General features: G+C 46.1%; 30 protein-coding genes. 9 read left to right on the forward strand and 21 right to left on the reverse strand.

The window, feature by feature from the left end; translation table 11 throughout:
• Window positions 1-72 precede the first annotated feature (72 nt).
• Window positions 73-1,161 (forward strand): ABC transporter ATP-binding protein, encoded by a 1,089-nt coding sequence (locus QUB12_RS09270; RefSeq protein ID WP_333306498.1) that lies wholly within the window; start codon window positions 73-75, stop codon window positions 1,159-1,161.
• 156 nt (window positions 1,162-1,317) lie between these two features.
• On the opposite strand, the gene QUB12_RS09275 is transcribed toward QUB12_RS09270, so the two are convergent.
• A complete protein-coding gene (locus tag QUB12_RS09275; protein WP_333306501.1) occupies window positions 1,318-3,465 on the reverse strand; it encodes a thioredoxin domain-containing protein in 2,148 nt (715 codons plus the stop codon).
• A 127-nt stretch (window positions 3,466-3,592) separates the two neighbouring features.
• Between QUB12_RS09275 and QUB12_RS09280 the strand changes: the two genes are divergently transcribed.
• Both QUB12_RS09280 and QUB12_RS09285 read left to right on the forward strand, forming a co-directional pair.
• Window positions 3,593-5,167 carry an outer membrane protein assembly factor BamB family protein gene (locus QUB12_RS09280; protein ID WP_333306502.1) on the forward strand — a complete coding sequence of 525 codons (1,575 nt, stop codon included), beginning with the start codon at window positions 3,593-3,595 and terminating at the stop codon, window positions 5,165-5,167.
• Window positions 5,168-5,248: 81 nt separating this feature from the next.
• Window positions 5,249-5,386 carry a hypothetical protein gene (locus QUB12_RS09285; protein ID WP_333142195.1) on the forward strand — a complete coding sequence of 46 codons (138 nt, stop codon included), beginning with the start codon at window positions 5,249-5,251 and terminating at the stop codon, window positions 5,384-5,386.
• On the opposite strand, the gene QUB12_RS37540 is transcribed toward QUB12_RS09285, so the two are convergent.
• Window positions 5,338-5,466, reverse strand: a complete 129-nt coding sequence (locus QUB12_RS37540) for a hypothetical protein (protein WP_333466280.1) — start codon at window positions 5,464-5,466, stop codon at window positions 5,338-5,340. The two genes, QUB12_RS09285 and QUB12_RS37540, sit on opposite strands and share 49 nt — an antisense overlap.
• Window positions 5,467-6,690: 1,224 nt before the next feature.
• Between QUB12_RS37540 and QUB12_RS09290 the strand changes: the two genes are divergently transcribed.
• The 3 genes from QUB12_RS09290 (at window position 6,691) to QUB12_RS09300 (ending at window position 10,141) form a co-directional block, all read left to right on the forward strand.
• Window positions 6,691-7,428 (forward strand): PEP-CTERM sorting domain-containing protein, encoded by a 738-nt coding sequence (locus QUB12_RS09290; protein ID WP_333300590.1) that lies wholly within the window; start codon window positions 6,691-6,693, stop codon window positions 7,426-7,428.
• 1,213 nt (window positions 7,429-8,641) lie between these two features.
• A complete protein-coding gene (gene crtA, locus QUB12_RS09295) occupies window positions 8,642-9,478 on the forward strand; it encodes a cyanoexosortase A (protein WP_333142197.1) in 837 nt (278 codons plus the stop codon).
• 165 nt (window positions 9,479-9,643) lie between these two features.
• Window positions 9,644-10,141: a 2TM domain-containing protein gene (locus QUB12_RS09300; protein WP_333142198.1), complete on the forward strand. Its 498-nt coding sequence runs from the start codon at window positions 9,644-9,646 to the stop codon at window positions 10,139-10,141.
• Between the two features lie 236 nt (window positions 10,142-10,377).
• Here the strand turns inward: QUB12_RS09300 and QUB12_RS09305 are convergent, their stop codons facing one another.
• The 10 genes from QUB12_RS09305 to QUB12_RS09350 form a co-directional block, all read right to left on the reverse strand.
• Complete coding sequence (locus QUB12_RS09305) at window positions 10,378-11,397, reverse strand: CHAD domain-containing protein (RefSeq protein WP_333306504.1); 1,020 nt, start codon at window positions 11,395-11,397, stop codon at window positions 10,378-10,380.
• 491 nt (window positions 11,398-11,888) lie between these two features.
• A complete protein-coding gene (gene petJ / locus QUB12_RS09310) occupies window positions 11,889-12,227 on the reverse strand; it encodes a cytochrome c6 PetJ (protein WP_333142200.1) in 339 nt (112 codons plus the stop codon).
• A 601-nt stretch (window positions 12,228-12,828) separates the two neighbouring features.
• Entirely contained in the window at window positions 12,829-13,329 is a 501-nt protein-coding gene (psbV2, locus tag QUB12_RS09315) for a photosystem II cytochrome PsbV2 (protein ID WP_333287153.1), read from the reverse strand.
• A gap of 154 nt (window positions 13,330-13,483) precedes the next feature.
• Window positions 13,484-13,972 carry a photosystem II cytochrome c-550 gene (gene psbV / locus QUB12_RS09320; protein ID WP_333306507.1) on the reverse strand — a complete coding sequence of 163 codons (489 nt, stop codon included), beginning with the start codon at window positions 13,970-13,972 and terminating at the stop codon, window positions 13,484-13,486.
• A 145-nt stretch (window positions 13,973-14,117) separates the two neighbouring features.
• A complete protein-coding gene (locus QUB12_RS09325) occupies window positions 14,118-14,309 on the reverse strand; it encodes a translation initiation factor IF-2 (RefSeq protein ID WP_333058460.1) in 192 nt (63 codons plus the stop codon).
• Window positions 14,310-14,839: 530 nt separating this feature from the next.
• Window positions 14,840-15,790: an acetyl-CoA carboxylase, carboxyltransferase subunit beta gene (gene accD / locus QUB12_RS09330; RefSeq protein WP_333306509.1), complete on the reverse strand. Its 951-nt coding sequence runs from the start codon at window positions 15,788-15,790 to the stop codon at window positions 14,840-14,842.
• Window positions 15,790-15,963: a hypothetical protein gene (locus QUB12_RS09335; RefSeq protein WP_333306511.1), complete on the reverse strand. Its 174-nt coding sequence runs from the start codon at window positions 15,961-15,963 to the stop codon at window positions 15,790-15,792. Before QUB12_RS09335 ends, accD begins: the two co-directional genes overlap by 1 nt.
• A 64-nt stretch (window positions 15,964-16,027) precedes the next feature.
• Entirely contained in the window at window positions 16,028-16,243 is a 216-nt protein-coding gene (locus QUB12_RS09340; RefSeq protein ID WP_333102041.1) for a hypothetical protein, read from the reverse strand.
• A 61-nt stretch (window positions 16,244-16,304) separates the two neighbouring features.
• Window positions 16,305-17,135, reverse strand: coding sequence for a prepilin peptidase (locus QUB12_RS09345; protein ID WP_333306513.1), 831 nt, complete (start codon window positions 17,133-17,135; stop codon window positions 16,305-16,307).
• A gap of 427 nt (window positions 17,136-17,562) precedes the next feature.
• Window positions 17,563-17,823, reverse strand: coding sequence for a hypothetical protein (locus tag QUB12_RS09350; protein WP_333306515.1), 261 nt, complete (start codon window positions 17,821-17,823; stop codon window positions 17,563-17,565).
• A gap of 88 nt (window positions 17,824-17,911) precedes the next feature.
• Here QUB12_RS09350 and QUB12_RS09355 point away from each other — a divergent pair, with 88 nt between their 5' ends.
• Window positions 17,912-19,489, forward strand: coding sequence for an adenylate/guanylate cyclase domain-containing protein (locus QUB12_RS09355; protein ID WP_333306517.1), 1,578 nt, complete (start codon window positions 17,912-17,914; stop codon window positions 19,487-19,489).
• 243 nt (window positions 19,490-19,732) lie between these two features.
• Here the strand turns inward: QUB12_RS09355 and QUB12_RS09360 are convergent, their stop codons facing one another.
• The 7 genes from QUB12_RS09360 to QUB12_RS09390 all read right to left on the reverse strand — a co-directional run bounded on the left by QUB12_RS09360 (window position 19,733) and on the right by QUB12_RS09390 (window position 23,258).
• Window positions 19,733-20,242: an N-acetyltransferase gene (locus QUB12_RS09360; RefSeq protein WP_333306519.1), complete on the reverse strand. Its 510-nt coding sequence runs from the start codon at window positions 20,240-20,242 to the stop codon at window positions 19,733-19,735.
• A 268-nt stretch (window positions 20,243-20,510) separates the two neighbouring features.
• Entirely contained in the window at window positions 20,511-20,765 is a 255-nt protein-coding gene (locus tag QUB12_RS09365) for a YgiT-type zinc finger protein (protein ID WP_333287163.1), read from the reverse strand.
• A complete protein-coding gene (locus QUB12_RS09370) occupies window positions 20,758-20,955 on the reverse strand; it encodes a hypothetical protein (protein ID WP_333142206.1) in 198 nt (65 codons plus the stop codon). The genes QUB12_RS09365 and QUB12_RS09370 overlap by 8 nt, the downstream gene beginning before the upstream one ends.
• Window positions 20,956-21,059: 104 nt before the next feature.
• Window positions 21,060-21,221: a hypothetical protein gene (locus tag QUB12_RS09375; RefSeq protein WP_333142207.1), complete on the reverse strand. Its 162-nt coding sequence runs from the start codon at window positions 21,219-21,221 to the stop codon at window positions 21,060-21,062.
• 115 nt (window positions 21,222-21,336) lie between these two features.
• Entirely contained in the window at window positions 21,337-22,356 is a 1,020-nt protein-coding gene (locus tag QUB12_RS09380) for a tetratricopeptide repeat protein (RefSeq protein WP_333300592.1), read from the reverse strand.
• 236 nt (window positions 22,357-22,592) lie between these two features.
• On the reverse strand, window positions 22,593-22,859 hold the full coding sequence (locus QUB12_RS09385; protein WP_333102082.1) for a hypothetical protein: 267 nt from the start codon (window positions 22,857-22,859) through the stop codon (window positions 22,593-22,595).
• Window positions 22,860-22,964: 105 nt separating this feature from the next.
• Entirely contained in the window at window positions 22,965-23,258 is a 294-nt protein-coding gene (locus QUB12_RS09390; RefSeq protein WP_333142209.1) for a hypothetical protein, read from the reverse strand.
• 15 nt (window positions 23,259-23,273) lie between these two features.
• On the opposite strand from QUB12_RS09390, the gene QUB12_RS09395 reads away from it, so the two are divergent.
• Both QUB12_RS09395 and QUB12_RS09400 read left to right on the forward strand, forming a co-directional pair.
• Window positions 23,274-23,453 (forward strand): hypothetical protein, encoded by a 180-nt coding sequence (locus QUB12_RS09395; RefSeq protein ID WP_333142210.1) that lies wholly within the window; start codon window positions 23,274-23,276, stop codon window positions 23,451-23,453.
• A 66-nt stretch (window positions 23,454-23,519) separates the two neighbouring features.
• The gene (locus QUB12_RS09400) at window positions 23,520-24,452 is read left to right on the forward strand and encodes a LysR family transcriptional regulator (protein ID WP_333142211.1); all 933 of its coding nucleotides are present in this window, start codon (window positions 23,520-23,522) and stop codon (window positions 24,450-24,452) included.
• A 142-nt stretch (window positions 24,453-24,594) separates the two neighbouring features.
• Here the strand turns inward: QUB12_RS09400 and QUB12_RS09405 are convergent, their stop codons facing one another.
• On the reverse strand, window positions 24,595-24,927 hold the full coding sequence (locus QUB12_RS09405; protein WP_333300594.1) for a hypothetical protein: 333 nt from the start codon (window positions 24,925-24,927) through the stop codon (window positions 24,595-24,597).
• Between the two features lie 75 nt (window positions 24,928-25,002).
• A complete protein-coding gene (gene ispD, locus QUB12_RS09410; protein WP_333142213.1) occupies window positions 25,003-25,689 on the reverse strand; it encodes a 2-C-methyl-D-erythritol 4-phosphate cytidylyltransferase in 687 nt (228 codons plus the stop codon).
• Between the last annotated feature and the right edge of the window lie 93 nt (window positions 25,690-25,782).

Here is a 25,782-nt window from a genome sequence, read left to right on the forward strand (position 1 = left end):
ACAATTAATTGAGAATGGTGCAAGATATCAGGACTCGATCTCAGATTTTTATTACTCACACATACTAACACAATGCACTCTGTCGAGGTTTTAGAAGTTTCCAAAGTATTTAAAAGTGTCCGCAGTCAAGATTTCCTGGCTGTAGATAACATCAACCTGCAAATTTACGATCGAGAATTCTTTTCTTTACTCGGCCCTTCCGGCTGCGGCAAAACTACAACTTTGCGAATGATAGCGGGTTTTGAAATTCCCACAGCGGGCGAAATTTACATTCACGGCCAACCGATGCAAAATCGCCCACCGTTTCACCGCCCAGTAAATACGGTATTTCAAAATTATGCTTTATTTCCGCACATGACAGTAGCACAAAATGCCGCTTTTGGGTTAGAAATGGAGAATTTGCCTCAGAAAACAATTCGCGATCGCGTTGCTGAAGCCTTAGCATTAGTACAGTTAACCGAGGTAGGAAAACGCTATCCCCGCCAACTGTCAGGAGGACAGCAGCAGCGAGTAGCACTAGCAAGAGCATTAGTCAAACAGCCGTCTGTTTTGCTGTTGGATGAACCTTTAGGAGCGCTGGATTTAAAATTGCGTAAAGAGATGCAATTAGAATTAAAAAAAATGCAGCGTAAATTAGGAATTACGTTTATTTATGTGACTCACGATCAGGAAGAAGCACTAACGATGTCGGACAGAATTGCAGTGATGGATGGAGGAAAACTGCAACAAGTCGGCACGCCAGTTGATATTTATGAATATCCTAAAACGCGGTTTGTTGCTGATTTTATTGGCGACAGCAATTTTTTAAGTGGTCGAGTAGTAGAAAAGCAAAACGGTAAAATAATCGTGTTGGTTGACCAGGAGTTGCCCGTGTTAGTTGCAACAACCGAAGATATCCCCCCTGGGAAATTTGTTACCCTGGTGTTGCGGCCAGAAAAAGCTGCTATTTATCCGGCTAATTATGATGCTGAAAATAGCTGGCCCGCAATAGTAGAAGAGGCTATTTATATTGGCACTGATACGCGCTATACGGTGCGGTTGACTGCTAAAAGTTCGATCGCCCTTCGCCGACAAAACTTGCACAGAGATGACTTGCAGCGACACCAAGTCGGCGACAGCGTTCGAGTGGCAGTGCCGCCGGAAAGTATCTGCATTTGTTGACACTCAAGCGGGCTGAAGCCACTGAGATTCTTTGGAAGATTGAGGGGCAGACTGAAGATGCGATTCCTTCCCGGTAGAAGATAATCTACTTCTTCTTTCTGCTTCCTCCTTCTTCCTTCGCGTCTTCGCGGTTCAATAATATAGACCGTATTGGTACTAAACTCGCGTTTGACTTTGCAAAATTTCCTCCAACAGCCGCTCTTGACTTTTAGCAGGTTCCTTGCAAGTCAAACACTCGCAAACTAACCCGATAATACCTTCAGGCAAATCAGCTTCAATCTGACAGACAGCAGTCGGATAATATTGCGAAATCAACCCCGAAATCTGGTCAGGTGACGTGCGAATCAGGGTAGAATGCTGATACCAGTCGATCGCCGAAAGTAGACTCGGACAAGCTTGCGGAGCATCTTGTACAATACTGCTGAAAGCTTGCAAACCTTGCTGCGCGCGATCGAGATATTCTAAATTAGGGCCCAACAGCGCGAGGCGAACCAAAGAGGCGATCGCAATTCCATTTGCCGCCGGAGTTGCATTGTCTATATAGCTGCGTTCCCGCACCAACAAATCTCCGCTAGCATCCTTAGCAGTATTGTAATATCCTCCCCATTCCACGCTCCACAAAAACTCATCAAACTCTTCTTGCACCTGCACAGCTTTCTCCAACCAAAAGTGAGAATTCGGCAACTGTTTTGCCTCTTCCCCGTTGCTTAAAGTCAAACTCGCTTGATGCAAATCCAACAAAGCTTTCACAAACAAAGCATAATCTTCCGACTGCGCGGTAACAGCAGATTGTCCGTCATAATTCAACCGCTGAAACCGCCCATCCGTCCACTGATTGTCTAAAATAAAATTAGCCGCTTTCACAGCTAATTCCAGATATTCCAAATTTCCAAAAACAGCCGCAGCGCGGGCTAAACCCGAAATCATTAAGCTATTCCAAGCCGCAATCATTTTCGTGTCAGTAACTGCGGGAATTCTACCCGGCCAAGTGTCGTTTTTAGCTTCTTGATTGTTGCGGGCTGGCGGAAAGGTTTTTACAGTATCGGGATTGCCACCGTAACGCACCGCAAAGAGTTTAGCCAAAGCCGTTTCTATCGTGTCGCTCAGTTTTCCCGGATGGCGGCGCTGCAATACATTCTTGCCTTCAAAATTGCCGTTGCGACTAACAGTAAACTGTGCTTTTATTTCTGCCAATTCCTCAGCAGTTAATAGTTGTTCCAGTTCGGCATAAGTCCAGACATAAAATGCTCCTTCTTCCGGTTCTGACCCCCCCGTTGCCCCCCCTTGGTAAGGGGGGGTTGAATTTTTTGCCCCCCCTTGGTAAGGGGGGGTTGGGGGGGTAAAGCTGTCCGCATCCTGTGCAGCATAAAAATAGCCTGTTGGCGCAATCATTTCTCGCTTCAACCATTCTACTGTCCCCGCGATCGCAGTTTCAAAAGCGGGTTCTTGTATTCCCGCGCTCCACAAATTTGCTAAATACTCAACAATTTGACCGTTGTCGTAGAGCATTTTTTCAAAGTGTGGCACAGTCCAAGTCGCATCAACCGTATAGCGGTGAAATCCGCCTCCTACGTGGTCGTAAATGCCGCCCAATGCTAAGTCTAATCCGCGCTGAGTGCAGACTTGTTTGCTGTCGTATTTTGATTCAAAATTAAATCGCGTTCCCCGCAGTGCTAGCTCAGCATAAGGTATCATCGGAAAACTGGGGCCGGGGTTGCTGCCCGCGACAATTCCGGTGTTGAGTTCTAAGCCTTTTTGGAAGAGTTCGCGATTTAATTCGGCGGTCACTCCTGACAGCGCAGCCGACTGTTGGAGGTTGCCTAAAATCTCTGCTTTGAAGGCTTCTACTTTGCCTTTTTCTGTGTCGTAAAAGCGGCGAATTGCTTGCAAAACTTCTAAAAATCCCGGCCGTCCGTAGCGCGGTTCTACGGGGAAATAAGTGCCTCCGTAGAAGGGAACTCGCTCGTCTGGAGTGAGAAAAACGTTGAGCGGCCAACCGCCTTGACCGGTCATCATTTGCAAGGTTTGCATATAAATGCTGTCGATATCCGGGCGTTCTTCACGATCGACTTTTATCGGTAGAAAATGCGAATTCATGTATTGGGCGATCGCGCGATCGGAAAATGCTTCCCCTTCCATCACCGTGCACCAGTGGCAGCTAGAGTAGCCAATTGACAGAAAAATCGGTTTATTTTCGCTTCGGGCCGCTTCCAAAGCTTCGTCGCACCAGGGCCACCAGTCGATCGGATTTTCGGCGTGTTTCCGCAGGTAAAGGCTTTGGGATTGAGCAAGACGGTTGACCATAATCAAATATACTTTTACTCGTGCTGGGTAAGCTTGTCAGTCCTCTAGCAGTTTAGCGCGAGATGTTTTAGTTGAGTTGTGGCTGATAATTATGTTTTAATATTAAGACTGATTATCTCGATCTAATATGAGCTTATCATCTCGGAGAACCTTCAATCAACAGCTAGGACAATTTTTGCTGAGCGCTGCTGTTCCTCCTGCTGTTCTCAAACTGAGCCAAACTGAATCCTCGGAGCCAGCTTTATTAGAAACTAATCTTAACAATTTCCTGGCTAAAGCAGACCCAGAAATAGAATTATTAGTCCCGACCTTTTTAGGTAACGACAAGCGTCGGTTCTACGGCAGAGGTGTTCCGAAAAGTTTGAAGTTAATCGACAAATTTGAGCTAGGAAGCGGACGGACTTTTCTGGGAAGGCGGTCTGTAGTTTGGAGTGGCGCGGGTTGGACTGGACAGCCAACCATTACCAGAGACCGGGGGAAAACTTATTTAATTATAGGTGCTTATGACCACAATTTGCGAAAAATAGATCTTGCTACCAATAAAGAAGTTTGGCGCTATAAGTTTGATGATATAATCAAAGGCTCCTCAACGATTTATATCGATGAAAAAGCTAGCGCCGAAAACAAAATTGTGATTTTGCAAGGCAGCCGCAGTGGCGGGGGTGGCAAAAGTGTCGTGCCGAGTTTCAGGGCAATATCTTTTAGAACTGGCAAGGAACTTTGGAAATTGGACATCAGGAGAACGCCCAGCTACAGCCGCGATAATGACAGCAGCGCTTTGGACCTCGGCGGCGGCGTTTTGTTCAATGCGGGGGAAAATGCGATCGGCTATTTTCTCGATAGTTCCACAAGCAGTGCAAAAATCAAACAAGGCATCAAGCAGCCAAATATCTTGTCGGAATTACAGCTTTATGCAGCAGCAGATATCAGCAAGCACCGCGGCAACTTGGTAGCGGAGTCATCGCCATCACGGCTCAAAGATAGAATATTTATAGCTGCTGGTTCCGGTCATATTTACGGTATTAGCATTGAAACTAAAAAGATAGTTTGGGATTTCTATACTGGTTCAGATTTGGATGGAAGTGCAGTAATTTCTAAATCAGGAAAACTCTTTTGTGCCATTGAAAAACAATACATTCAGGGCAACGGCGGAGTGCTGAAGCTGAATCCAAACAAGGAACCGAATGCCAGCGTCGAATGGTTTTTGCCTACCGGAAATCGCCGCCTTTCTAGCTGGGAAGGCGGGATAATTGGCTCGGTGGCGTTGAATGACGAGTACAATTCAGGGGAGTTTCCGGCGCTGTTTGCCACAAATGCGATCGACGGCAATTTGTACATCGGTTCCCAAGATATGATGACAGGTAAAAAAACTTCTGTCCCTTGGCGAAACCAGTCTTACGATACTCCGGTAATAGTATTTAAAAAAGCGATTGGTTCTTCAATTTCAACTCCGATTTTTACCGATGGCAATAAACTGATCAGTGCGGGATACAACGGTGTTTATTTGTTCAATTTGAATTGGGAACGAGCGAAGTCGGGGGATCAGAATGCTTTGAGAAATGCTAAAGGGGAGTTTTACCGTTTGAAAGTAATAGAATCGGGGAGATTTAAGCCGGGTTTGTCCTTTGAGGCGACGCCTGTAGTTTGGGACGGAATTGTGAGGATTTGCGCGAGGGATGGCTGGATGTATACTTTGGGTTAGTTATTGGTATTTTGTACTTCTATCGGGAACAGGCAAGATGCCTGTTCCACAATAACTAGACTCTTTTGTGGAACAGGCATCTTGCCTGTTCCTAAAAGGGTGTTGAAATCCGCGGTGGGCTTGGGATTGTCGCTGAATGCTGAGAATGTCGATCGAACTGAAGGAGAAGACTACGAACAAGCGTTTGGGCGGCGGTTCAAGAAACAGGTGAGACAGTGAAAAGCGCTTTTTATCGATATAAAGTGCGAATTCATGTATTGGACGATCGCCCGATCGCAAAATGTTTCCCCTTCCCTCACCCTACACCAGCGGCAGCTAGAGTAGCGAATTGAAAAAAAATCGGTTTATTTTCCCTCCGGGCCCTCTCTCAGGCTTCGTCGCACCAGGCCCACCAGTCGATCGAATTTTCGGCGTGTTTTCGCTTTTGCTGGCTAAGCTTGTCATATTATGTCCGATCGATTACCCCTAATACCGTAGGGGCGGGTTCACAAACCATACCTGCCAATAATTGACAACCTCAAAAACCCGCCCCTTGTATCTTAAAAGAGTGAGACGGTAGGGGGCAGGGCCGTTTCATTCTCTTGTAGGGGCAATCCCCCCGTGGTTGCCCCAATCCCGTGACTGCCCCAATCCCGTGGCTGCCCCAATCCTGTGGTTGCCCCAATCCCGTGGCTGCCCCAATCCCACCAAATGCCTAACAAATCCTGGATGGGTGGGGTAGGCATTCTTGGCACAACCCGTACAAAAAGCTGGTTTTCCCTAGGGGCAATCCGACCCCTACTCCCCGTGGTTGCCCCGAAACAGCCCTGACGGTAGAGGCGTTCCGAAAACTATGTCCCTGAAAGTCGAGTCGTCCCTTTAGTCGGCCAAAGTTCCGGCGTCACAGATAATAACGAGCACCGAAACCATTGGTCTCTAAATTGAGATGTTGCACCATGATCGATAAGCCTGTTTTGGGCGGAATCTCCTGCCCAACCCCCACTCCCCACAAGAAAACTCATTCTTTGTGGAACGGGCCCCAGAGCCGGTTCTTGGTAATGGTGCAACATATAAGTCTAAAAGGCGCTGGTTGCTGAATCCGAAAGCGAGAATCGACGCACCGAATATGATCCAAGATTTTGTCCTGAGTTATAGCCCACATTCCGCAGCTTCCACTGTCACCATCGCTTTTTACCTATTTTTACCCACCAATCAAGCTCTCACTTAAACTTCTCTACCGTACATTCACGGATAAAAAACTTTTTAAGGGCATAATTTACAGCTTGAAAATAGTTTTATCAGTAATTATGCTGTGTTACACCCCAGTTTAGGAATCTGAGTTATAGCTTTTTGAAAGACAGAACATTCAGGACTCAAATCCGGGTAGCAGCACCCCTATTATTTGATGCACGCCATAGGAAATAGCGAGCTAGAAGCCATCAATTTAGGCATTTTGCCTAAATCAAATCAGCTTATTCTCAATCTTCATCGAATCTTTATCAAAACTACTTGCATTAACTTGTGCTTTGCTTTAGATTGAATATGTGAAGGGAAAAAACCTACTTGCAGTCAACTTAAAAATAAAGGTGTTAACCATGAAATCCCAATTAAACTTAGTCAAATCTATTTTAGCTGTTGCCGGTATCGCCGCTGTTAGTGCAGTCTCTGCAGCACCGGCTTCCGCCATCGGCTTGGCACCTGCCTCTGCCTTCAGCTTTGCTAATATCGTGGGTGGGGATACGCCAGGAGATGCCTATGCAAATAGCTTTTCATTTGACGTAATTGACCAGGGTTCATCAGTTCTTTTTAATATCTTCAACTCTGGAAATGCCGCAGCCTCTGAGATGTTTATCAGTAAAGTTTTCTTTGATGATAATAACTTTCTGTCGGGTGTGGCTAACATTTATAACAATAGTAACGTAGCTTTTACTGGGGGTGCTAGTAACGATCAGTTGCCTCAAGGTGGTAATGGCTTCACCACAGACTATGCCTTCTCACGTAACACTGGTGCTGGTAATAGATGGGGTATCCAAGGTGGCGAAATGTTGGGATTGAGCTTTACTGGAAATTATGCTAACGTAGTTTCCGCGTTGACTAACGGTTCCTTAAAATTAGGTTTGCACGTTCAAGCCTTACCAGGTGGTGCAAGCGATTCTTACATCAGCAGCACTAGCAACACTGAAGCTACTCCTGAACCTTTAACAATGCTTGCTGCTGGAGCCGCTGTTGGCTTTGGTGCTATGTTCAAAAAGCAACGCGCTCAAGCTCAAAAAGGTGAATAGGCGATCGTTTGAACTGGTTTTCGATTCTGGCTTGATGCCAAACTGATTATTTTATGTTCGGGCTAAAAACCTGGTTTCTTGGTGAAACCAGGTTTCTTAGTATCTGATAGCGCGCCACCGTGACAACCCCAGACTTTGAAGCCGAAATCAGAGCATCTTATATTTGTAAAAACACTTCTTCTGGCTCCTTCCTTCTTCCTCTTTCCTCCTGGCTGCTGCCTCAAATTGCTAGGTTGGCTGCTTTCATTGAGAGGCTGCCGTCAAATCGCCCCTAGACAGCGCATTTAAGAACTACCGTAAGGCTGTTTCTGAAGCATTTCCGATATATAGCAATCCTTGCAGGAGTCGTAAATTTTTTACCCCACCCAAACCCTCCCCAAACCCCAGGGCTGTTTCGGGGCAACCACGGGGAGTAGGGGTCGGATTGCCCCTACGGAAAACCAGGGTTTTGTAGGGGCGGTGCCAAGAGTGCCCGCCCCCACCCACAGATGATTTCATGGGCATTTCAGGCATCGGGGCTCTTCACGAGGGTTGGCCCCTACAAGAAAATGAAACAGCCCTGCCCCGAAGCCGCTCTGAGGAAGAAATTCACAAATGATTTAGGATTGCTATAAAGACACCCTCGATTCTTGAAAAGCAAATAATCACCATTGAGCATGGCTCGAACTCTAACTCGCTCAGCCGTATTTACTCGAACCTCAGTGTCACACCATGCACGGAGCCAATTGCGCCTACTCTCAAGAAATCCAAACCTCATTCAGGCTACTTATTTTTAATTTTTGTTGATTAACTCCCTTTTTAGTCTTTGCTTACAGGGGCTAAGTAAGCAAGCGCTAGGCATCCAACCAATCATTTCGAGTACCAGTCTTTTCACCAGGTGTCCTAATCCTGAGCTATGCGTTGCCTCTAAGTCTCATCATTCATCAAATTCCAGAGTGTCTACTAACCTCATCTCAAAGATTTACAGCCCTTAAAATCCCCCAAGTCCTTTCCGTAGGAGGGATTCAAGCTACTAAGTTGTCTAAATCCCGTACTATTTTTATGATATGATCTAAAAATTAGTCTGGACTGTTTTTAGTTCGTAGTCTGAAACCCTCGATTTTCCGTGGGTACTTTGATGGCCAAATCGCCTTGCCACCCTTATTCTACGGTTGACAATCAAAAACAGTCCGCAGTATGGCTCTAATCAATCAACTAATAACTAATATCTAAAATGTTCAAGAGAAAACTTTTTTGGCTCATCATTATCGCCACAGCTTTAGTAACTCTGAATATGACACTCCTGTGGAAAATGGACGATGTTGCTCATTTTTGGATGAGTATAGTTTTTTGGTCCGCTGTGGGTTCCCTACTGTGGGACAAGCAGGATATTCTCAAACAGAGTGAGGGAAAAAATGACGTATTATCGATTGTCGCTGGGACAATATTAATAGCTTTTATTTTATTTAAAAGTGCTCTGGTTTCCAGTAAATTCGATCCTTTTTTAAGACTGGCACCTTTTTTGTCTGGTTTAGGTTTGAGCTTAATTGCGGTAGGCTTTCAGAACTTAAAACTATATTGGCGTGAATTGGTAATACTATTTTTTCATGGCACCCCCAGTGTCATTACGTTACCTTTAGTGGATTTTGTTACCTCGCTTACTGCTAAATTTGCTTATTATTCTTTGTGGTATGTCGGTTTTAATGCAACACGTGAGGGTAATTATGTTGCTTTACCGACAGGAAGGGTGTTGGTAAATGGGGGTTGTTCGGGTATAGAGGCAATGAATTACTTATTAGGTTTAGCTGTAGTTTGTTTGGTGATGTTTCCTACTAAACAAAATAAGGCTTTGGTAATAGGTGTCGCTGTCCTTTTTGGTTTTATTATTAATGTTTTTCGAGTGGCGGGAATGGCATTGTTAGTTGCATCTAATCGCCTAGATTTGTTTAAATATTGGCATGAGGGTGAAGGTTCTTTAGTCGTGGGAATGATTGCAGTGATTTTGTTTGGGATATTTTATCAATTTATGTTGAAACGAGATAGCCAACTTAGTCAAAGTTCGGGAAATTAATTAGTTGCAATTTGAGGTAATATATCGGTTCTTCGATTTCCCCTCCCATAGTCAGGAGTCTTACTCAAATGTCCGGGTGTTGAAATCCGCCAATGTCACTACCTGTCGTTTAACGCCGTCTATATCTATCATAAAAAGGATGTCAGGAATTATAGGAAACTTGTTATGCCGACAAATGAAAGTCAAATAAGTCAAGTTTACGGTTCAGAGGATGCTCAGGGTATTTTACAGCTTGCGATCGCGCGGCGACAGGATGAAGGGGAATTATCGAGAGTGCAGCTTTTCGAGATTGCAGCGGAATTGGGCATTTCCGAACAGGATATTGTAGCTGCGGAACAGCAATGGTTAGCAACTAGAGGAGAAGTTCAAGAAAAGCTGGTTTTTAACTCTTACCGTCGTCGCAACTTGCAGAAAAATGTGACCAAGTACGGTATTATCAATACTTTTTTAGTTTTGTTTAATCTAGCAGGTTCGCACGAGCTTTCTTGGTCACTTTTCATTTTACTAACCTGGGGATTGGGATTGTCGCTGAATGCTTGGAATGTTTATCAAACTGAAGGGGAAGATTACGAACAAGCATTTCAGCGGTGGCGTTTGAAGAAACAGGTGGGAGAGTCGATTGGTACTGCGACGAATAAGTTTATGAAGTGGTTACAGTCGTGATTTTCTATGGTAAAAAACGCGATCGCCCTTTCTTTTACTTGACACTGGTGAAGTAATTCGGATTTTAACTCGTTACTGGAAAGAATAATTGTTAAGGTTTTTTCTTGAACCTCTCCCCAAGAGCGATCGCCCTTTATTGAGTTACACAATGAAGGACACTGCAATGCCGTGTCCCTACAAATATCCCTCTTTTCGTCCCTCCCGCGAGTCGATCGCATTCTCTGGGCCCGAAAAACCTAACTTTCCTGGGGCAAATTTCCCTTAGCCGCATCTTCAACCACAGGATGAATTAAAGCAGATCGGAAACCTTGCCGCATTTCCGAATTCAAATACCTGCGCTGCAAAACCTGCCATTTTTGCCAAGCTGCATAGCGATTTTCGGCCAACAAACCAGCCAACTTCGGCAACTCTTTTTTCAGATCGCGATCGACAAAATCTGTCAGAAACTCGCCTAAAACTTCACTGTCTTGAATATCGCCCAAACATTCCTGAATAGCTTTCACATCTTCGACATAAACTTCGTAAGCCTCGCTGTAAAAATCCCCAAACAGATTCATCAAATAGCGAACCCGCTTAGCTTGCTTCCGCAAATCGTGCAGAATAGTTCCCTCCGCTGCTAACTTCTCTTCGACAGCCTCAGCATTTAAATCATCAACAACTTTAACTTTGCCCTCTTCATATTTTGTACCCAGCAACCAAGCCGGATGTAGGAAAAACTCGCTGACTTGAGGTAACAGTAAATCTGGCAAAACCTCAGCAATTGGCAAATGTTCGATCGCCCGAAACTTCGGTTTTTCCAGCCAATCCTCGATCGACTGCTTCAGCGATTCGTAGCTTTTGTGCTCTAAAATCTCCCTCACCCCTTTCAAAGCCCGGTGGCGCTGTTTGAGCAAATTCGACAAAGCCTTATCCAAAACTTCCTGTTCCTGGGCCGGCAAATTCGGGTAATAGCGGTTTTGGAGACTTTCGAGCATCACATCCAAATCCCTGAGCGTTCCCAGAATCCGCCCCACCTTACCAATTTTACGTTCAGAAGCCTCTTTTGGCCAATCTATAACCGGAGCAAAACCAGTCACAGCCGATCGCAAACGTCTCAATCCCACGCGCATTTGATGAAGTTCTTCCGCGTCTTTGTCTTTGATAACTTCAGCCTCGTGCGCTACACTTTTGCGGAAATATTTCTCAATCGCCCCAGATGCAGCGTCTCCGAGTGTTTTAACTGGAGTTTTAACTTTTGCTGATGTTTTTACGTTCATGGCAGGTGTAGACTCCACTTTCCTGATTGATTTTAATTTTGATTTCAAAGCTTTGCTAATAAGGGGTTATATCCTAGCACACACTTTTAATTTAGGAAGCGCAGCCACAATAAATCTTAATATAAAGTGCTTGACCATTTCTACAAAATCAGAATTTAGGAATCTTCAATCTCCAATCTTCAATCTCCAATCTTCAATCTTCAATCTTCAATCTCCAATCTTCAATCTTCAATCTTCAATCTTCAATCTCCAATCTCCAATCTCCAATCTTCAATCTTCAATCTTCAATCTTCAATCTAAAATCTAAAATCGAATTACCCTCCCTCGCCCTTGAGCTAATAAAAATCGGATTTCTGGCGCGCTTTCCCAAATAGGTTAAGATCGCTGCAAACCGATGTTTATTCGCCAAAGGGTGAGAGAGGGTGCGATCGGGAGGACAAGTTTTAAATTAAATCAAACCCGCCCAGGCTGCCCGACTTCAAAGAGGCAGTTTAGCCTTTCCAGTCTTTCTCAGATTGCTCGAGCACGTAGGTTGCTACATCCTCGATTTGTTCGGGCTTCAAGCGGCCGGCGAAAGCAGGCATAGCATTTTTGCCCTTAGTTACCTGAGTGGTAATAGCTTCGAGAGAATTCATACCGTACTTCTCAAGAGCAGTCTTTTTCAAGGTTTTCATGGCCATAACCACGTTGCCGCCACCGATGTGACAAGCAGCACAGTTCGAGCTAAAGATTTTAGCTCCTTTAACCGCATCACCTGCCAAAGCAGGGCGACCAAAGCCGACGGTAAAAATTGCGAACGCTAATAGGGCGATCGATAAGAGTCTTTTCAACGCAGTTCTCCTCTAATGGACACGCAAGGGGTGATTCTTTAGATATTTTACCTGGTGAAATACCTAGCACTGACCTTTTTTACAGTGTAGGCTTCGTGTCTCGTTTGCCGTTGCTCTGTTGGGTATCTCATTACAGAGATTCGTCACTGAAGACGATCCGAGTCTTACACAGCATTTCTGGGCTTTTACACCCTTTATCCCTTCGTAGGGAACCCACGCAGAAGCCCTGTTTCCCAAGGCAAAAACTATTTTCGTACAACAAACTTGGATTGTATTTTATGGTGGGACGTGCCTTACCAACCAGCGGTCTGTTCTTTCCCCCTTTCTCTCGCAGTTGTCCTTGGCCAAGCATATTACTGCTACTGTAGCCTGTTGTTTGCAGTCGAGTGGGTGGGTCGCAACCACTTATATCTTACACATTTTTTTGCTAGAGAAACAGTAAATTGTCGCTCTTTTTCATAGACGTTGCTTTGCTTATATCCCGACGCCCAATTGAGTACAATTACAGCGTGGGACTTACGCCAAATTAGTTAAAACAGGCGCGATCGCGCAGTCGTATCGCCTTCTTCCGAGTAATTTACCACTTTTTGGCAGTGGCAGTTCAACTCTCAAAATTCTCCACGCCCCAGCCCGGAGCTTTCTGAGCAGCCCGGATCACAAAAGCCGCTAAATTTTCAATCTCAGCCTGTGGCATCCAGCTTTCCGGCACTTGGCGGCACCAAAAAGTCTCCTCAGTACCGTCATAAGTCATCGGTTCTCTCAGATACGCCACCAGACTATTGATATTGTTGCGGGGAGGGGTTGCCCCCTTGAGGTCAGCCAAAGACAGAGATATCGTCGGATCGGGCAAATTAGCTCCTCCGACATGACAATTCAGGCAACTTTGCTCGAACAACACCTTGCCCGCAGACAAATCCTGAGCCGAAAACAAGCGAGTATGTCCCTCAGAGTCCAACTCCAGAGCCACAGGTTCGCTGGCTTGTAAATACCTATTCACGTAAGAATCGGCAGCAGCCAAAACAGGTTGAGGAGCCAACAGCACGATCGGCAAAATAATTAACATCCCCAACAGAAAGCAGACAAAAGCACCACGACGCAGCATGAGGGACTACAACCTTTTGCGATAATCAATGAGCCGGAGGTAAGTTTTAGATTTCAGATTTTAGAGCGAAAAACGACCAGCCAGCAATTATTGCCGAACTTCAGCCTTCTCCCAATCCAAAATCCAAAATCTAAAATTTAAAATCTAAAATCGATTAGCGAGCGCCTTTGCCACCAGCCCACTGCGCTCCGACAATTTTCGGCTGCAACAGAATGTGACCGGCAATGACGTACAAATCGTCATCCGAGAGATTTCTCATCTCAGCGAAAATATCCGCACTTTTCGTACTCGGATGCAGTTCCGAAATTTCCTCAAACCCGTCATAAGTCGTGGGATTTTTCATAAAGTCCACCAGGGACTCAATATTATTCCGGGGCGGGTTGGCCAAAGCCAGAGTTTCCGGACTCAAGTTCACGTTGGGGTCAGTTTTTGTCATGCCTGCTGCGTGACATTGAGCGCAAGCCGAATTGAACAGTCGTTTGCCTTGCTGAACTTGTTTGAGACTCAGCACTACCGGAGCACCCTTGTCATTCAAAGGCACAGTGCGAAGTTCTGGACTCAGTTCGACAGCCATCGCACTGCTGACAAATAACTGAAAGCTCAAGAATACAGCGGTCAGAGCAATGAAATATCTTTTAAGCATGGTTCTCCTTAAAAAAATCCGGCAAATTATTGAACGCTAAGAGATCATACCTGGCAAACAGATTTGTGTTCAAAATTCCCTGAGTCTGCAACAACTGGCGAAAGTTTGTGCAGCCATACCTTTAAAGGTAGAGGAATTTTGCGATCTAATCTGCAAGAAGTTTTGAGTCGCGCCTTTTTTCGAGAGTGGACATAATTGCCTTAACATCCTCCAAAGCCAAACGGGTTTGAGGGTGCTTGTAGGCAATTTCCAACTCATCGCACAAGCGGATCACTTCTTCAACAGGGACGTTGAAGTCCTCTGCTATTTCTGCGATGGACAGGTCTGCAAAACCCATAATTTTTAGGTCGCTGACAGGTCAAAATTGAGTTGACGGCTATTAACTGAAAGCCGGACAATTTCAGAAAGCGCTGTTAGCTTGTTCTGTTAGTTTGTTCTGAGATTTTGTTCGATCGCAAGCTAACTCACCGCTAACTGCGACTAGGCATTTTTGCCCAGCCTAACTTCAGGGCCAATCAACTTCCGATCAATATCATCCCACTGCTGGGTCGTTATTACCAATAGGAGTTGCGCGGGCGGGGTTCAAAACCCGGTGTCTGCGTGAACGTCTCGTTAACAAACTCAATATTTTTGGTAGAAGCCGGGTTTTGAGCAATTCCTCATACCAATTTAATGTGAAGTTGCACATATCTCGATCCCCCTCGCATCCCCCTTCTTAAGGGGGACGAAAGATCGGAATCTTGTCCCCCCCTTATTAAGGGGGGCGCCAGGGTGATCGGATTCTACGGGGCCTCATAAAAAATTGGTATCAGAAATGTTTCGTCTCTCCCTTGGACTCACCAACAGACAATCATCCGGTGCAGCAGCTTAGGGAGAAAGCTTGAAAGCGTGAGTCTGCGGGGGCAAAGCGTGACTGTCACTGGCTTCGAGGGCGGGGAATTCTGAGCCGGCCAAGAAAGGCTGGGGCTGGTGGAGGCTGATGAGCTGACCGAGAGTTTTCTTTAATTGAGTCCGGGGTACGATCAAGTCTACAAAACCGTGGGCGAAGGAGTATTCGGAAGTTTGATAATTTTCCGGCAGCTTTTCCCGCAGAGTTTGTTCGATTACCCGGCCGCCAGTAAAGGCCACAGTAGCTTTTGGCTCTGCAATTATAATGTCTCCCAGCATGGCAAAACTGGCGGTGACGCCACCGGTGGTCGGGTGGGTCAAAATCGGGATGTAAAGCAGTCTCGCTTCCCGGTGGCGTTCCAGAGCCCCGGAAATTTTAGCCATTTGCATCAAGCTGAGCATTCCTTCTTGCATTCTTGCACCGCCGGAAGCGCAGACAACGATCGCGGGCAAGCGTTCCCGCGTGGCGTGTTCGATGAGGCGAGTTAGCTTTTCTCCGACTACTGAGCCCATGCTGCCGCCGATGAACTGAAATTCCATGACTCCGAGGGCGACTGGCAAATTTTCGAGTTTGCCGATGCCTGTTTCTACGGCGTCTAGGTGGCCTGTTTTTTCTTGAAATTCTCGGAGTCGATCGCTATATTTTTTTCGATCGCGAAATTTCAGGGGATCTGTGGCGTGCAGTCCTTCGTTAAGGGGCACCCAGGTATTGGGATCGATCAACTGCTCGATGCGATCGTCACTGTAAACTCTGATATGATGCCCGCATTCCAAGCAAACCATTTGATTTGCTCGCAGGTCTTTGGTATAACTCAGGGCATCGCAAGCTTCGCATTTATTCCAAAGTCCGTCCGCAATTTCTCGTTCCGGCCGTTCTTGGGAGTTCGGTACTGATTTTCGTCGATTTGCAAACCAATCAAATAAAGACATTAAAACTTGGTAATTGTTAACTGTTGACTGTTGACTGTTGGCTGTTGACTGTTGGCTGTTGACTGTTGACTGTTGACTGTTGGCTGTTGACTGTTGACTGTTGACTGTTGGCTGTTGACTGTTGGCTGTTGACTGTTGGCTGTTGTTATTTGTGAGTTGTTAGCTGCTACCAATAACTAATAACTAATAACTAATAACCAATAACCCATAACAACAGACAATAAACAACAGACTTGACTACTGACTATTGTCCTCTTCAACTGGACTGATGAGGAGCCATGCTGTTCGCTGGTGTTGTGGAAGAACTTGCAGGGCTGTAGCACTTCCAGCCCCGAAATAAGATGCTATGCCCAAGTCTACAATCCGGGCCGGGATTTCATGAGCAGCTAGGAGCTGCTGCATTAATTCCGCTTCCCAACGAAAGCTAGTAGTTGTAAGTGTAATCCAAGACACGGAACAATTTTACCAATTTTTGAGACAATATTATGTTCGATCGCGCCTGACTACGGGCACATCAGAAACTAAAATTCGGGAAAAACAACTGCCAGTAACTAGATAAGATCGCTTCGCCCCACAGAGCAGTAATTGCTGTACCTAGAGCCAGAAACGGGCCGAAAGGCATGGGTTGACGCCGATCGAGCAACCCGATAGCGATCGCCCCACCACCAACAAAAGCCCCGGCGACACAAGCAATAAATCCCGCTAGCAGCAAGTATTTCCAGCCCAGCCAAGCTCCCATCAAGGCGGCTAATTTGGTATCTCCGGCGCCCATAGCATTCTGCCCCAGGCCGATTGTCCCGGCAAGTCCGATCGCGTCAAACAGCCACAACCCGACAACTGCTCCCGCGATCCCGTCGAGTACCAGATAGTTTACCGAGTCGATCAAACTAAATGTCGGCCACCAACCTTTCGCCATTTGGAAAACCAATCCGAGCACCAAACCCGATCGAGTTAAAGAATTAGGCAAAGTCATTGTATCGCAATCAATCAAAGACAAAGCCAACAGCCAGCTAAACAAAGCCCAAAAACCAAGAGTTTGGACTGTTACGCCAAACCGCCAGAAGATTAGCAAAAACAGCAAACCCGTAGCTGCTTCCACCAGTGGATAGCGGGCCGAAATCCGACTGTGGCAGTGATTGCAGCGTCCCCGCAGCCACAGCCAACCGAAAACGGGTATATTTTCGTAATTTCTGAGTTGATTTAAACATTTGGGACAGCGAGAAGGAGGGTGGATCACCGACAAACCCGCAGGCAACCGATAGACTACCACATTTAGAAAGCTGCCAATAGCCGCTCCGAAAATAAAGACGAGCGCCGTGACAAGGGAATTAAAGATAAGTTCCATTAAGTTGACTGTTCACTGTTGACTGTTCACTGTTGACTGTTCACTGTTGACCGAAAGCATCCAGGATACCCGCCACGTGATTCATCCGTCCAGAAATAAAAAACCTGTATCCGATAAAGGATCCCCCGAATTTATCCGTGGGGTCAATCTTCAATTCTTTAATCTAAAATCTAAAATCTAAAATCGATTGACTGTGGTTATTTATTAATTGTTAGATTGTGTCCGGTCAATTACCCATAAGGTTTGTAGTAGGGACTTTAGTCAAAAGTCAAATTCTGAGGACTAAAGTTCTCACTACCAACCTATTTTTTGACACTCGTTCGAGCAAACATAAATATTAGTTGTCAATGCCCTGTTTGCCCCATGCCCCATGCCCAATGCCCCATGCCCAATGCCCCATGCCCAATGCCCCATGCCCAATTACCAATTAATACATTTGAGATTCAATTTCGTCAAAAGTAACAAAACGTTCACCGGGCAATAAAATCGGCTGCGAAGCAAAAATTAACTGACCTCGATCGCTTCCTTGACTGACAACTACACCCGCCGGACGCTGCATCTGCTCGGAATGCACTTTCAGATACATACCATAGGCCGATCGAGCAGCTCGGATCAAATCGGGAGCTAGCAAGCTGTGACTTTCGGAAGTTTCTATAGTGGGTTCTGGGTTTGGCTGGTATGGAGTCACTGGAAACTTATCATAATGGTAGAGGTCGAGTTATTGGTGTAGCATCTCGATTGATCGAACTTACCCTATTTTTTAAGAATAAACTTAGGTGGAAATTATTAATAGATTAACCTACAATCCTCCCTTGGCTGCGATCGAACTGCGGCTGCGATCGCTCCTTTCGGCTCAACTGTACGCTGCTGCGTGGGTAGATCCTTCCCCCGCAACGCTAATGGGGGTTTTCGATCACCTGCGAACTCTGCGCTACATCCTCCACGACTACGTACCCCGGCCCGTGTCCGAATCTCCGCCCAACCCAGGCGAGGTGCGCTACCAGTGGCAAACAGGCACCTTGCTGTTCACGGATTTGGCAGGGTTTACCTCGCTGTTGGAAGCGAATGCGACGCAGGGGCGCAAGGGAGCTGAAAGCCTGCTGGGCGTGATTAACGACTATTTTGCCTCGATGATTGAAATTGTCAGCAAATCGGGCGGGGATTTGCTGGAGTTTACCGGAGATGCGATGCTGGTGCAGTTTCCGTCAGGAGTTTACCAAGAGGATACAGCCAGGGCGGTGCGGGCGGGTTTGCGGATGCAGCGGGCGATGGCTGAATTTGCCAATATTGAAACGGCGCGGGGTGTTTTGTCTTTGAGGATGCGGGTGGGCATCCACTGCGGCCGCTACATTAGTGCTGACATCGGTACGCCGCTGCGGATGGCTCACGTACTGCTGGGGCATTCTGTCCAGCAAGCCAAGCAAGCTGAGGGTTCTGGAACTGTGGGGCGGGTGTGTGTGACTGAACTTGCTAGAGAGTCTTTGGGAGAGGAATTTCGTTTTGAACCCGGAAAACCGGGTTATTTTTTGGTGGCGGACGATTTCACGGACGATCGACTCGGAGAGTATGATATCACTTTGACTCGGCGGCGGATGCCAAGTTCGGTATTGCTCGATCGCAGCGTTGCGGGCTTGGTAAAAGAAATCGGGGAAGCTGTGAATCGGCTTGAACCCCTTGCTAGTTATATTCCCAAAACGATCCTGAGACTGCTGGTGGAAAATGCAGACAGGCGGAAAATTCCGCCGGATTTTCCTGAACCGACGGTGATGTTTGTCAACTTGATAGGTTTACCGGAGTCTGTGGAGAAAGCTTCGCCGGAGGAAGAAGTCAATCTGGTAGTGAGTTTTTCTCGGGTGTTTGCGTCGATCGATGCTGTAGTCTCAGCTAAAGGGGGCGTGTTGCAAAAAGTAACGGCGCACTTAGATGGTTCGGATATGCTGATTTATTTTGGCGTGCCCGACGCTCACACGGATGACGCCAGCCGCGCGGCTAGTGCGGCGATTGCGATCCGAGATATCATTTCAGGTTTGCCACCAGTAATTATCGGCGGTGAAGAGGTGGGAGTAAGCTGTCAAATTGGGCTATCCCTGGGGCCGGTGTTTGCTGCTGAGGTTGGGGAACCGCGAGGGCGCAGGGAGTTTAATATCCTCGGCGATACGGTGAATACGGCGGCTCGGTTGATGAGCAAGGCGGGGGAAAACCAAATTTTGATTGGCGAAAGGGTGTGTGAGTCGATCGAGCTAAACTTCATTTGCGAGGCTTTGGGAGCTGTTTCTCTGAAGGGGAAATCTGCTCAAACTCCGATTTTTGCTTTGCAAGGTGCAAAAGGGGAGAAGGGAAAAGCGGGCGTTTAAATAACTTTGCTGGGTAATAGTTGTAGAGGTTTTATGGTTCACAAAGGCAAGTACAGCACAACCATTTTCCACTGTGACTACTAAATGTTATTTTTATAATTTTTTACGATACTGCACAATAAAAACCGCCAGTTCGTCAGATCAGTTCCGGTTGCATCGGAATGATTTAACCGCAGAGAACGCAGAGAACACAGAGGGAGATCGGAGAGAGATGAATAATTCCGATGAAGGGCGGAATTAATATCACTCGCAGAGACTAAACTCCGATCGATACTTCACTGTTCCGCTGCAATCCTGCAAAGATCCACTTTCTAACTCCAACACCATAAAAGCTTCATCGGGCACATCATATTCACATTTTAAGCTCTTTCTACTAGCAGGAATGAACCCAAAACGCGGATAAAACTCTGGATGACCAAGCACAACTACTGCCTGAAATCCCGATCGTCCGCACTCTTTTAAACCTTCCCGAATCAGCAGCGTTCCGATACCTTGCCGCTGATAGTTGGGTAGAACTGCGACTGGCGCTAACCCCTGAATCAACACATTCCTAGAACATTTTCCTTCGACGACAACCGGACTGAAGAAAATGTGTCCGACAATGCGATCGGATTCTACCGCAACGAAGGAAAATGTAGATGCAATTCCCCGCAATCGAGCGACTAAGTTAGCCTCATTTTCTCGCCCGAATGCCGCAATATTAATGTTGCGAACAGCTTCTACCTCTTCTGGCTTTTCGGTACGGATATCCATAGCTTAGATTAATGGTTGTGCGGCCGCTCTGGCGGACAAATTACTACAGAAATTGTTTCTATCTTTCGATAGCGATCTCAATCAAATTATAGCGCCCCTGAAGCCTTTTTCCTCTTTTTGAGTTATATATTTTTGGCAACCCATTATACAACGACTTGCAGATAAATGCCAAATCGTCGCCAAAGTCGATCGATCGCTTCCAATCTTAACCCCCGGACAGTCTCCTTTATCGTCACAGCGTTTTAATGCAATTAAAGCGCTCCACTGGTTATGCTGATTCTAAATGAGTAACCGGAATTTGTTCGGTTCTTTCAGGCAATCTCGCTCCAGTTGCAACGGCATGAACCGCATGAAGAATATCGGCTGAATAGTATCGATTGCCGCAGTTATCGCAAACACCGATGGTCACATCTTCAAGAATGACAAATCCATTTTTATGTTTGAATGCCTCGCGCTTGACAGTGCGGGGTTGAACGGTTCCTTCGCAATACTCACATCTGTATTTATACATACGATTAGCCATTAAGTTGAGTGACTTCATAAACCGTGATGATTAGATAACGTCCGTTACTAGCGAAACGTCCAACCACTCCAACAGGTGTTTGTCGATCCAGTGCAGTCCCCACTACTACATATTTTGTACCTCTGGGGTCGTCTTTTTCAACCCGGATAATCTGACCCAAAGCATCCAGGATACCCGCCACGTGATTCATTCCGAAAGCAGACTCAGAACCCAGAAATAAAAAACCTGTATCCGATGAAACTTGCCCCCCGAATTTATCCGTGGGGTCAATGCTTCAATTCTTTAATCTAAAATCTAAAATCTAAAATCTAAAATCGCTTGACCGCTCAGAACCGCCTCTTCTACATCCAGGATAGTCAGCAAGTCCTCAGCCATTTCTTCCATTGCGTGGGCTGACATATCGTACTGGCGGAGGCGAATTTTCTCTCTGATACGGTCAATATCGTTGCGAGGCACTGGCTGATTAATGTTACATCCAGGCAATCATAGCAAGTTATTGTTCAAAAATCTATCATTTTCAATTCCTTAAATATCTGGTTTTACTTCCTTCGACCCGACTTACTAACTACTCTTATTGCGGTACAAGCTGACCGGAAGACAATCGCTTAATGCCCTCCATCGCTGTAGTTTCTCCGGCTTTGTCGCCGCCCTCGCGGGCAATTTTTAAAGCTCCCTCGTAGGATTCGAGAGCTTTAGGATATTGACCAAGACTTTCATGAATTGCGCCCATATTGTTGAGCAAGCGTCCGATGCTTGTCTTGTCACCGATAGATTCTAACATCGGTATTGCTTGCTGAAAATAGATCAGCGCTTGAGTATCTTTGCCTAGTTTGCGGGAGGTAAGTGCCATGTTGTTGAGGAGGCGGCCGACGCCAGCCCGGTCTCCGATTTCCCGGCGAATTGCTAAAGCTTGGTGATAAAATTCCATCGCTCTATTAAAGTCGCCGATGTTGTAGTAGACGCCGCCCATGTTATTGAGGGTACGGCCTAAATCGCGCCGATCGCCGGCGGCCGTGCGAATCGTCCGCGCTTGCTGGTAAAATTCGATCGCCTTGGCGTAATTGACCTGTTCTGCGTACACGGCCGCGATGTTGTGGAGGGATTCTCCAATTTCAATTTGGTCGTCGGTAGTTTTGGCAAGTTCCAAAGCTTGTTGGTGCAGTTTCATCGCTTCGGAAAAATTGTCCCCAATCCGGTTGACGAAACCTATGAGATTGAGAGTGCGCGCGGTACGACGCCCTCCGCTGATTTCTCGGTGAATGACTAAAGCTTGCTGCAGAACTTCCAAAGCTTTGGGCCTCAAACCCATTTCGCCATAAACTTCCCCCATATTGTTGAGGGTTTCTCCGATTCCCGCTTGGTCGCCTAGTTGCTTGCGAATTGCCAAAACTTGCTCAAAACTCTGAATTGCTTCTCGAAACAAACCCTCGCGGTGCTGTTTTACTCCTGTTTCAAAGAGTTCGTCTGCTTGCGTTTTGGGGTCAGTTGCCTGAGCGAGATCGATCGCTTGGGCGAGCCTCGCAGTTATAATTGGGGCATAAGCCCGGGCGTCTGAAATTGCCAGCAAGCTGAGTGCGGGCGATAACACCATACTTATAGCTGCGAGATAGCTGAAGTGATAAGAGCGGCAGTGCACCGATCGAGTCCTCCAATAGCTAAGTGATAACTATTAAGATAGAGCTTTTTGGGGTGTTCCTGCCAAATTTTTTCTCAATCTCTAGGTTCAGATGCCTGTTTCAAAAAAGAAGGCAACTGTAGACCCGTGCTTCAAACCCATACACAATCAGTCATTCCCAATTCTTCAATCCAAAATCTAAAATCTAAAATCTAAAATCCCATGACTGGGTTTTTGTCTTGCCAGACTGCCATAATCAGCGGCATATTGTTGAGAGCGGATATGACAGCAAAGTTTTTGCTGGGTGGAAGCGATGCTTTTTCAGGGCTTTGCAAGATGATGTCCTGTTGGTCAACCGTGATCCAAGCAATTCCTGACAAAACTTGAATTTCTCGATGAGTTTGAGGCAATCTGTATACCTCGTTTTCCATCAGAATAATGCGATCTGGCGCTGCACATTCGGAAGATATTTGAAGCATAGCATCTCCTACTTGGTAATTGGTAATTGCTAATTGGTAATTGCTAATTGGTAATTGCTAATCGAGGACTGTATTTCACTTCATTTCCACGCAACCCACACACTACTATTGGCAATAACGCCGATCGAGCCAAGCGCGCATTTCATCATCCGTCGCCACGCAGGTAGAACGACCAGTTGCCCGATCGCAACCGTGCCACCAAGTGTTACCATAGCGATCGCACGTCTGCCAAATTCTCAGTTCGTCCTCACTAGAAATGAGGTAGAGCAAAAACTGCCCAATTTTTTTTATAGCTGAAAAGAGAGATAGCCCTTTATGTTTTTCGGATGGTTTAGCTCGATCGGCTATCAAAAAAAACATCATTATTCGGGGGTTTATCCGACTGTTGTAAGTAGACATAGCCAACACCTTAAAGTGATAACTCCTACAAAGATTGCACCAAAAAAATTACAAAAAATAGCTTTTAGCTGCAATAACGTCATCGCAATTACAGCACAATATGGTTATCGTGCAAGTCCTGTAAAAGTCTATCTGTTACCTGATAAATTAACCTTAACTCTAGGGCAATTGACAATCAAAGCATTGCTTGCATAGGTTGTATGAATAAAATCGATATATCGAAGCCCTTGTGACAATTTGGGTACTACTGGCACAAACGCTATGAACGAAATCAATACGCGGCGGATGAAACTCTCTCAGATTCAAGCTTTGATAGCTGTAGCAGACTGTGAAAACTTTAGCGAGGCGGCTTTGCAATTGGAACTGTCCCAATCCGCCGTCAGCCACGCCATCGCCTCTTTAGAAACAGAATTAGGAGTGCAACTGTTCCACCGGGGGCGACACGGTGCTCAACTGACGCCGGTGGGGGAAAGGGTAGTGAGTCACGGGCGTCAAATAGCCTGCGCCTTAGAAATGATGGTCAAAGAAGCGGATTTAGAAAAAGGTTTGCAGGGAGGCCAGGTACGGATAGTTACTTTTCGGAGTGTCGCAACTCATATCCTACCGGGTATTATTGCTAAATTTCGCAGTTGCTTTCCCAAAATTACGGTCAGCATTGCCGAAGTTTATTATACCCAAGCTGTGGAAGAGGCTTTGCGATCGGGCAAAGCAGACATCGGTTTTGTCTCTCTTCCCATCTCGGATGAATTTGAAACTAGAGAAATTTTGCGGGATAAATATGTTGTGTTGCTGCCACCAACTGCCAAATTGTCAAGTGCTAAGATTACCTGGAAAGAATTAGCGGCTTATCCGTTGATTTTGCAGCCGGTGGAAAATGCTTGTTCTGTACCGCTGCGAAAATATTTGACAACTTCGGGGTTTCCCTTAAATATCGCTTACGAACTCAGCGAAGATTCAACTATTGTCAGTATGGTGATGCAAGGTTTGGGTGCAGCAATTCTGCCGCGTTTGGCTGCGGAACCGATACCTCTTTCGGTGAAAGTTTGCAGTTTACCTGCGGATTTTGAGAGGGTAATTGGGGTGGCTGTTTTGAGGGATGGGTTGTTGATTCCGGCCGTGTTTGCGTTTTTGGATTTAGTTAAAAGTGCCGCAGACGTTGATAGTGAGGGTGAGTTTCCGATTAATCCTTCATGATAAACTTAAGTCAGTTGTTATTGGTTATTGGTCAGATTGGGATTTTGTGACCGCAGATATCAGCAGATGAACACAGATGGGATTTTATCTGAGTTCATCTGCGGTAAAAAAAATGGCCTAAAATAGTACGATCGCTGATTGCCTATTTCATGCGCTTTGCAACAAGACTAGAACTGTCGCCTTGGTGGAATTTGATTCGACCATCTACCGAGTTTTTATCCTTTAATTTGAGCCAACCGCTACCAGATGCAGCATCGTTCTCGTCATTACCGTCCCATGTAAACTCAAATCGCTGATCCTTTCCATCTTTTACGACTTCGCCGTCAATTTCACCTGATACTAAACCGAATTGAAATTCTCCTGAACCTGCTTCATCAATCTCGATATAGGCTTCAACTTCCATGTCCAAATAATCACTATCCCACATTGCCATCTCTGTGATCCGCCATGTACCGCTATATTCCATTGCTTTCATCCTCCACTTGTATTACAGATTTTCTCCTAATGACGACAACATAGCTGAGTCGCATTCCCCTTACACAATTCAAAATTATTCCCCGTATCTCTGCCGCAAAATAAATTCCGCTAACGCCATGTCAACGGGTGTTGTGACTTTCAAATTCGTCTCTTCTCCCTCCACAATTTGCACTGGTAAACCGCATTTTTCAAACAAAGCCGCATCGTCGGTAACTTCCCAACCTTTTTGTCGCCCTTCTTCGTGACACTGCTTTAACAATTTCACTTCAAATCCTTGGGGAGTCTGGGCAGCCCACAAATTGCTTCTGTCTGGGGTGTCTCGCACGATCCGACGCTCATCTACGACCTTAATCGTATCCTTGACCGGGACGGCGACAATCAAGCCCGGACAGGTCAAGAGGGCCTCTGCCGATCGATCGAACAATTCAGCAGTTGCCAAACACCTCGCGCCGTCGTGAATCAACACTCGATCGGCATTGGGCGGCAAAGCTTGCAAACCGTTGTAAACTGACTCTTGCCTGGTGGCGCCTCCTTGAATCAGTTCCACGGGCATAACCAAAGATAAATCGCTCAGAATTGCTTGAAAATCAGGAAAATCGTCTGGCTGGCCCATGATGCCAATCCAGCTAATGTGCTGCGAAGCTTCAGCCGCAGCCAAAGTCCAACTCAGCAAAGGTTTAGAGAGCAAAGTCAGCAGCAGTTTGTTCCGCTGACTCCCCATCCGTCGCCCCGAACCCGCTGCAGGAATTAATAAGTGCATTTACTAACCGTTTTTAACCCAACTAGATATATATAATAAGAGCGTCCTGTACTTTTGAGTCAGTTGTTTAGCTGTCAGCCAGTAGATTTTAAG

Source organism: Microcoleus sp. B7-D4 (genome assembly GCF_036705125.1).
Classification (GTDB): Bacteria; Cyanobacteriota; Cyanobacteriia; order Cyanobacteriales; family Microcoleaceae; genus Microcoleus.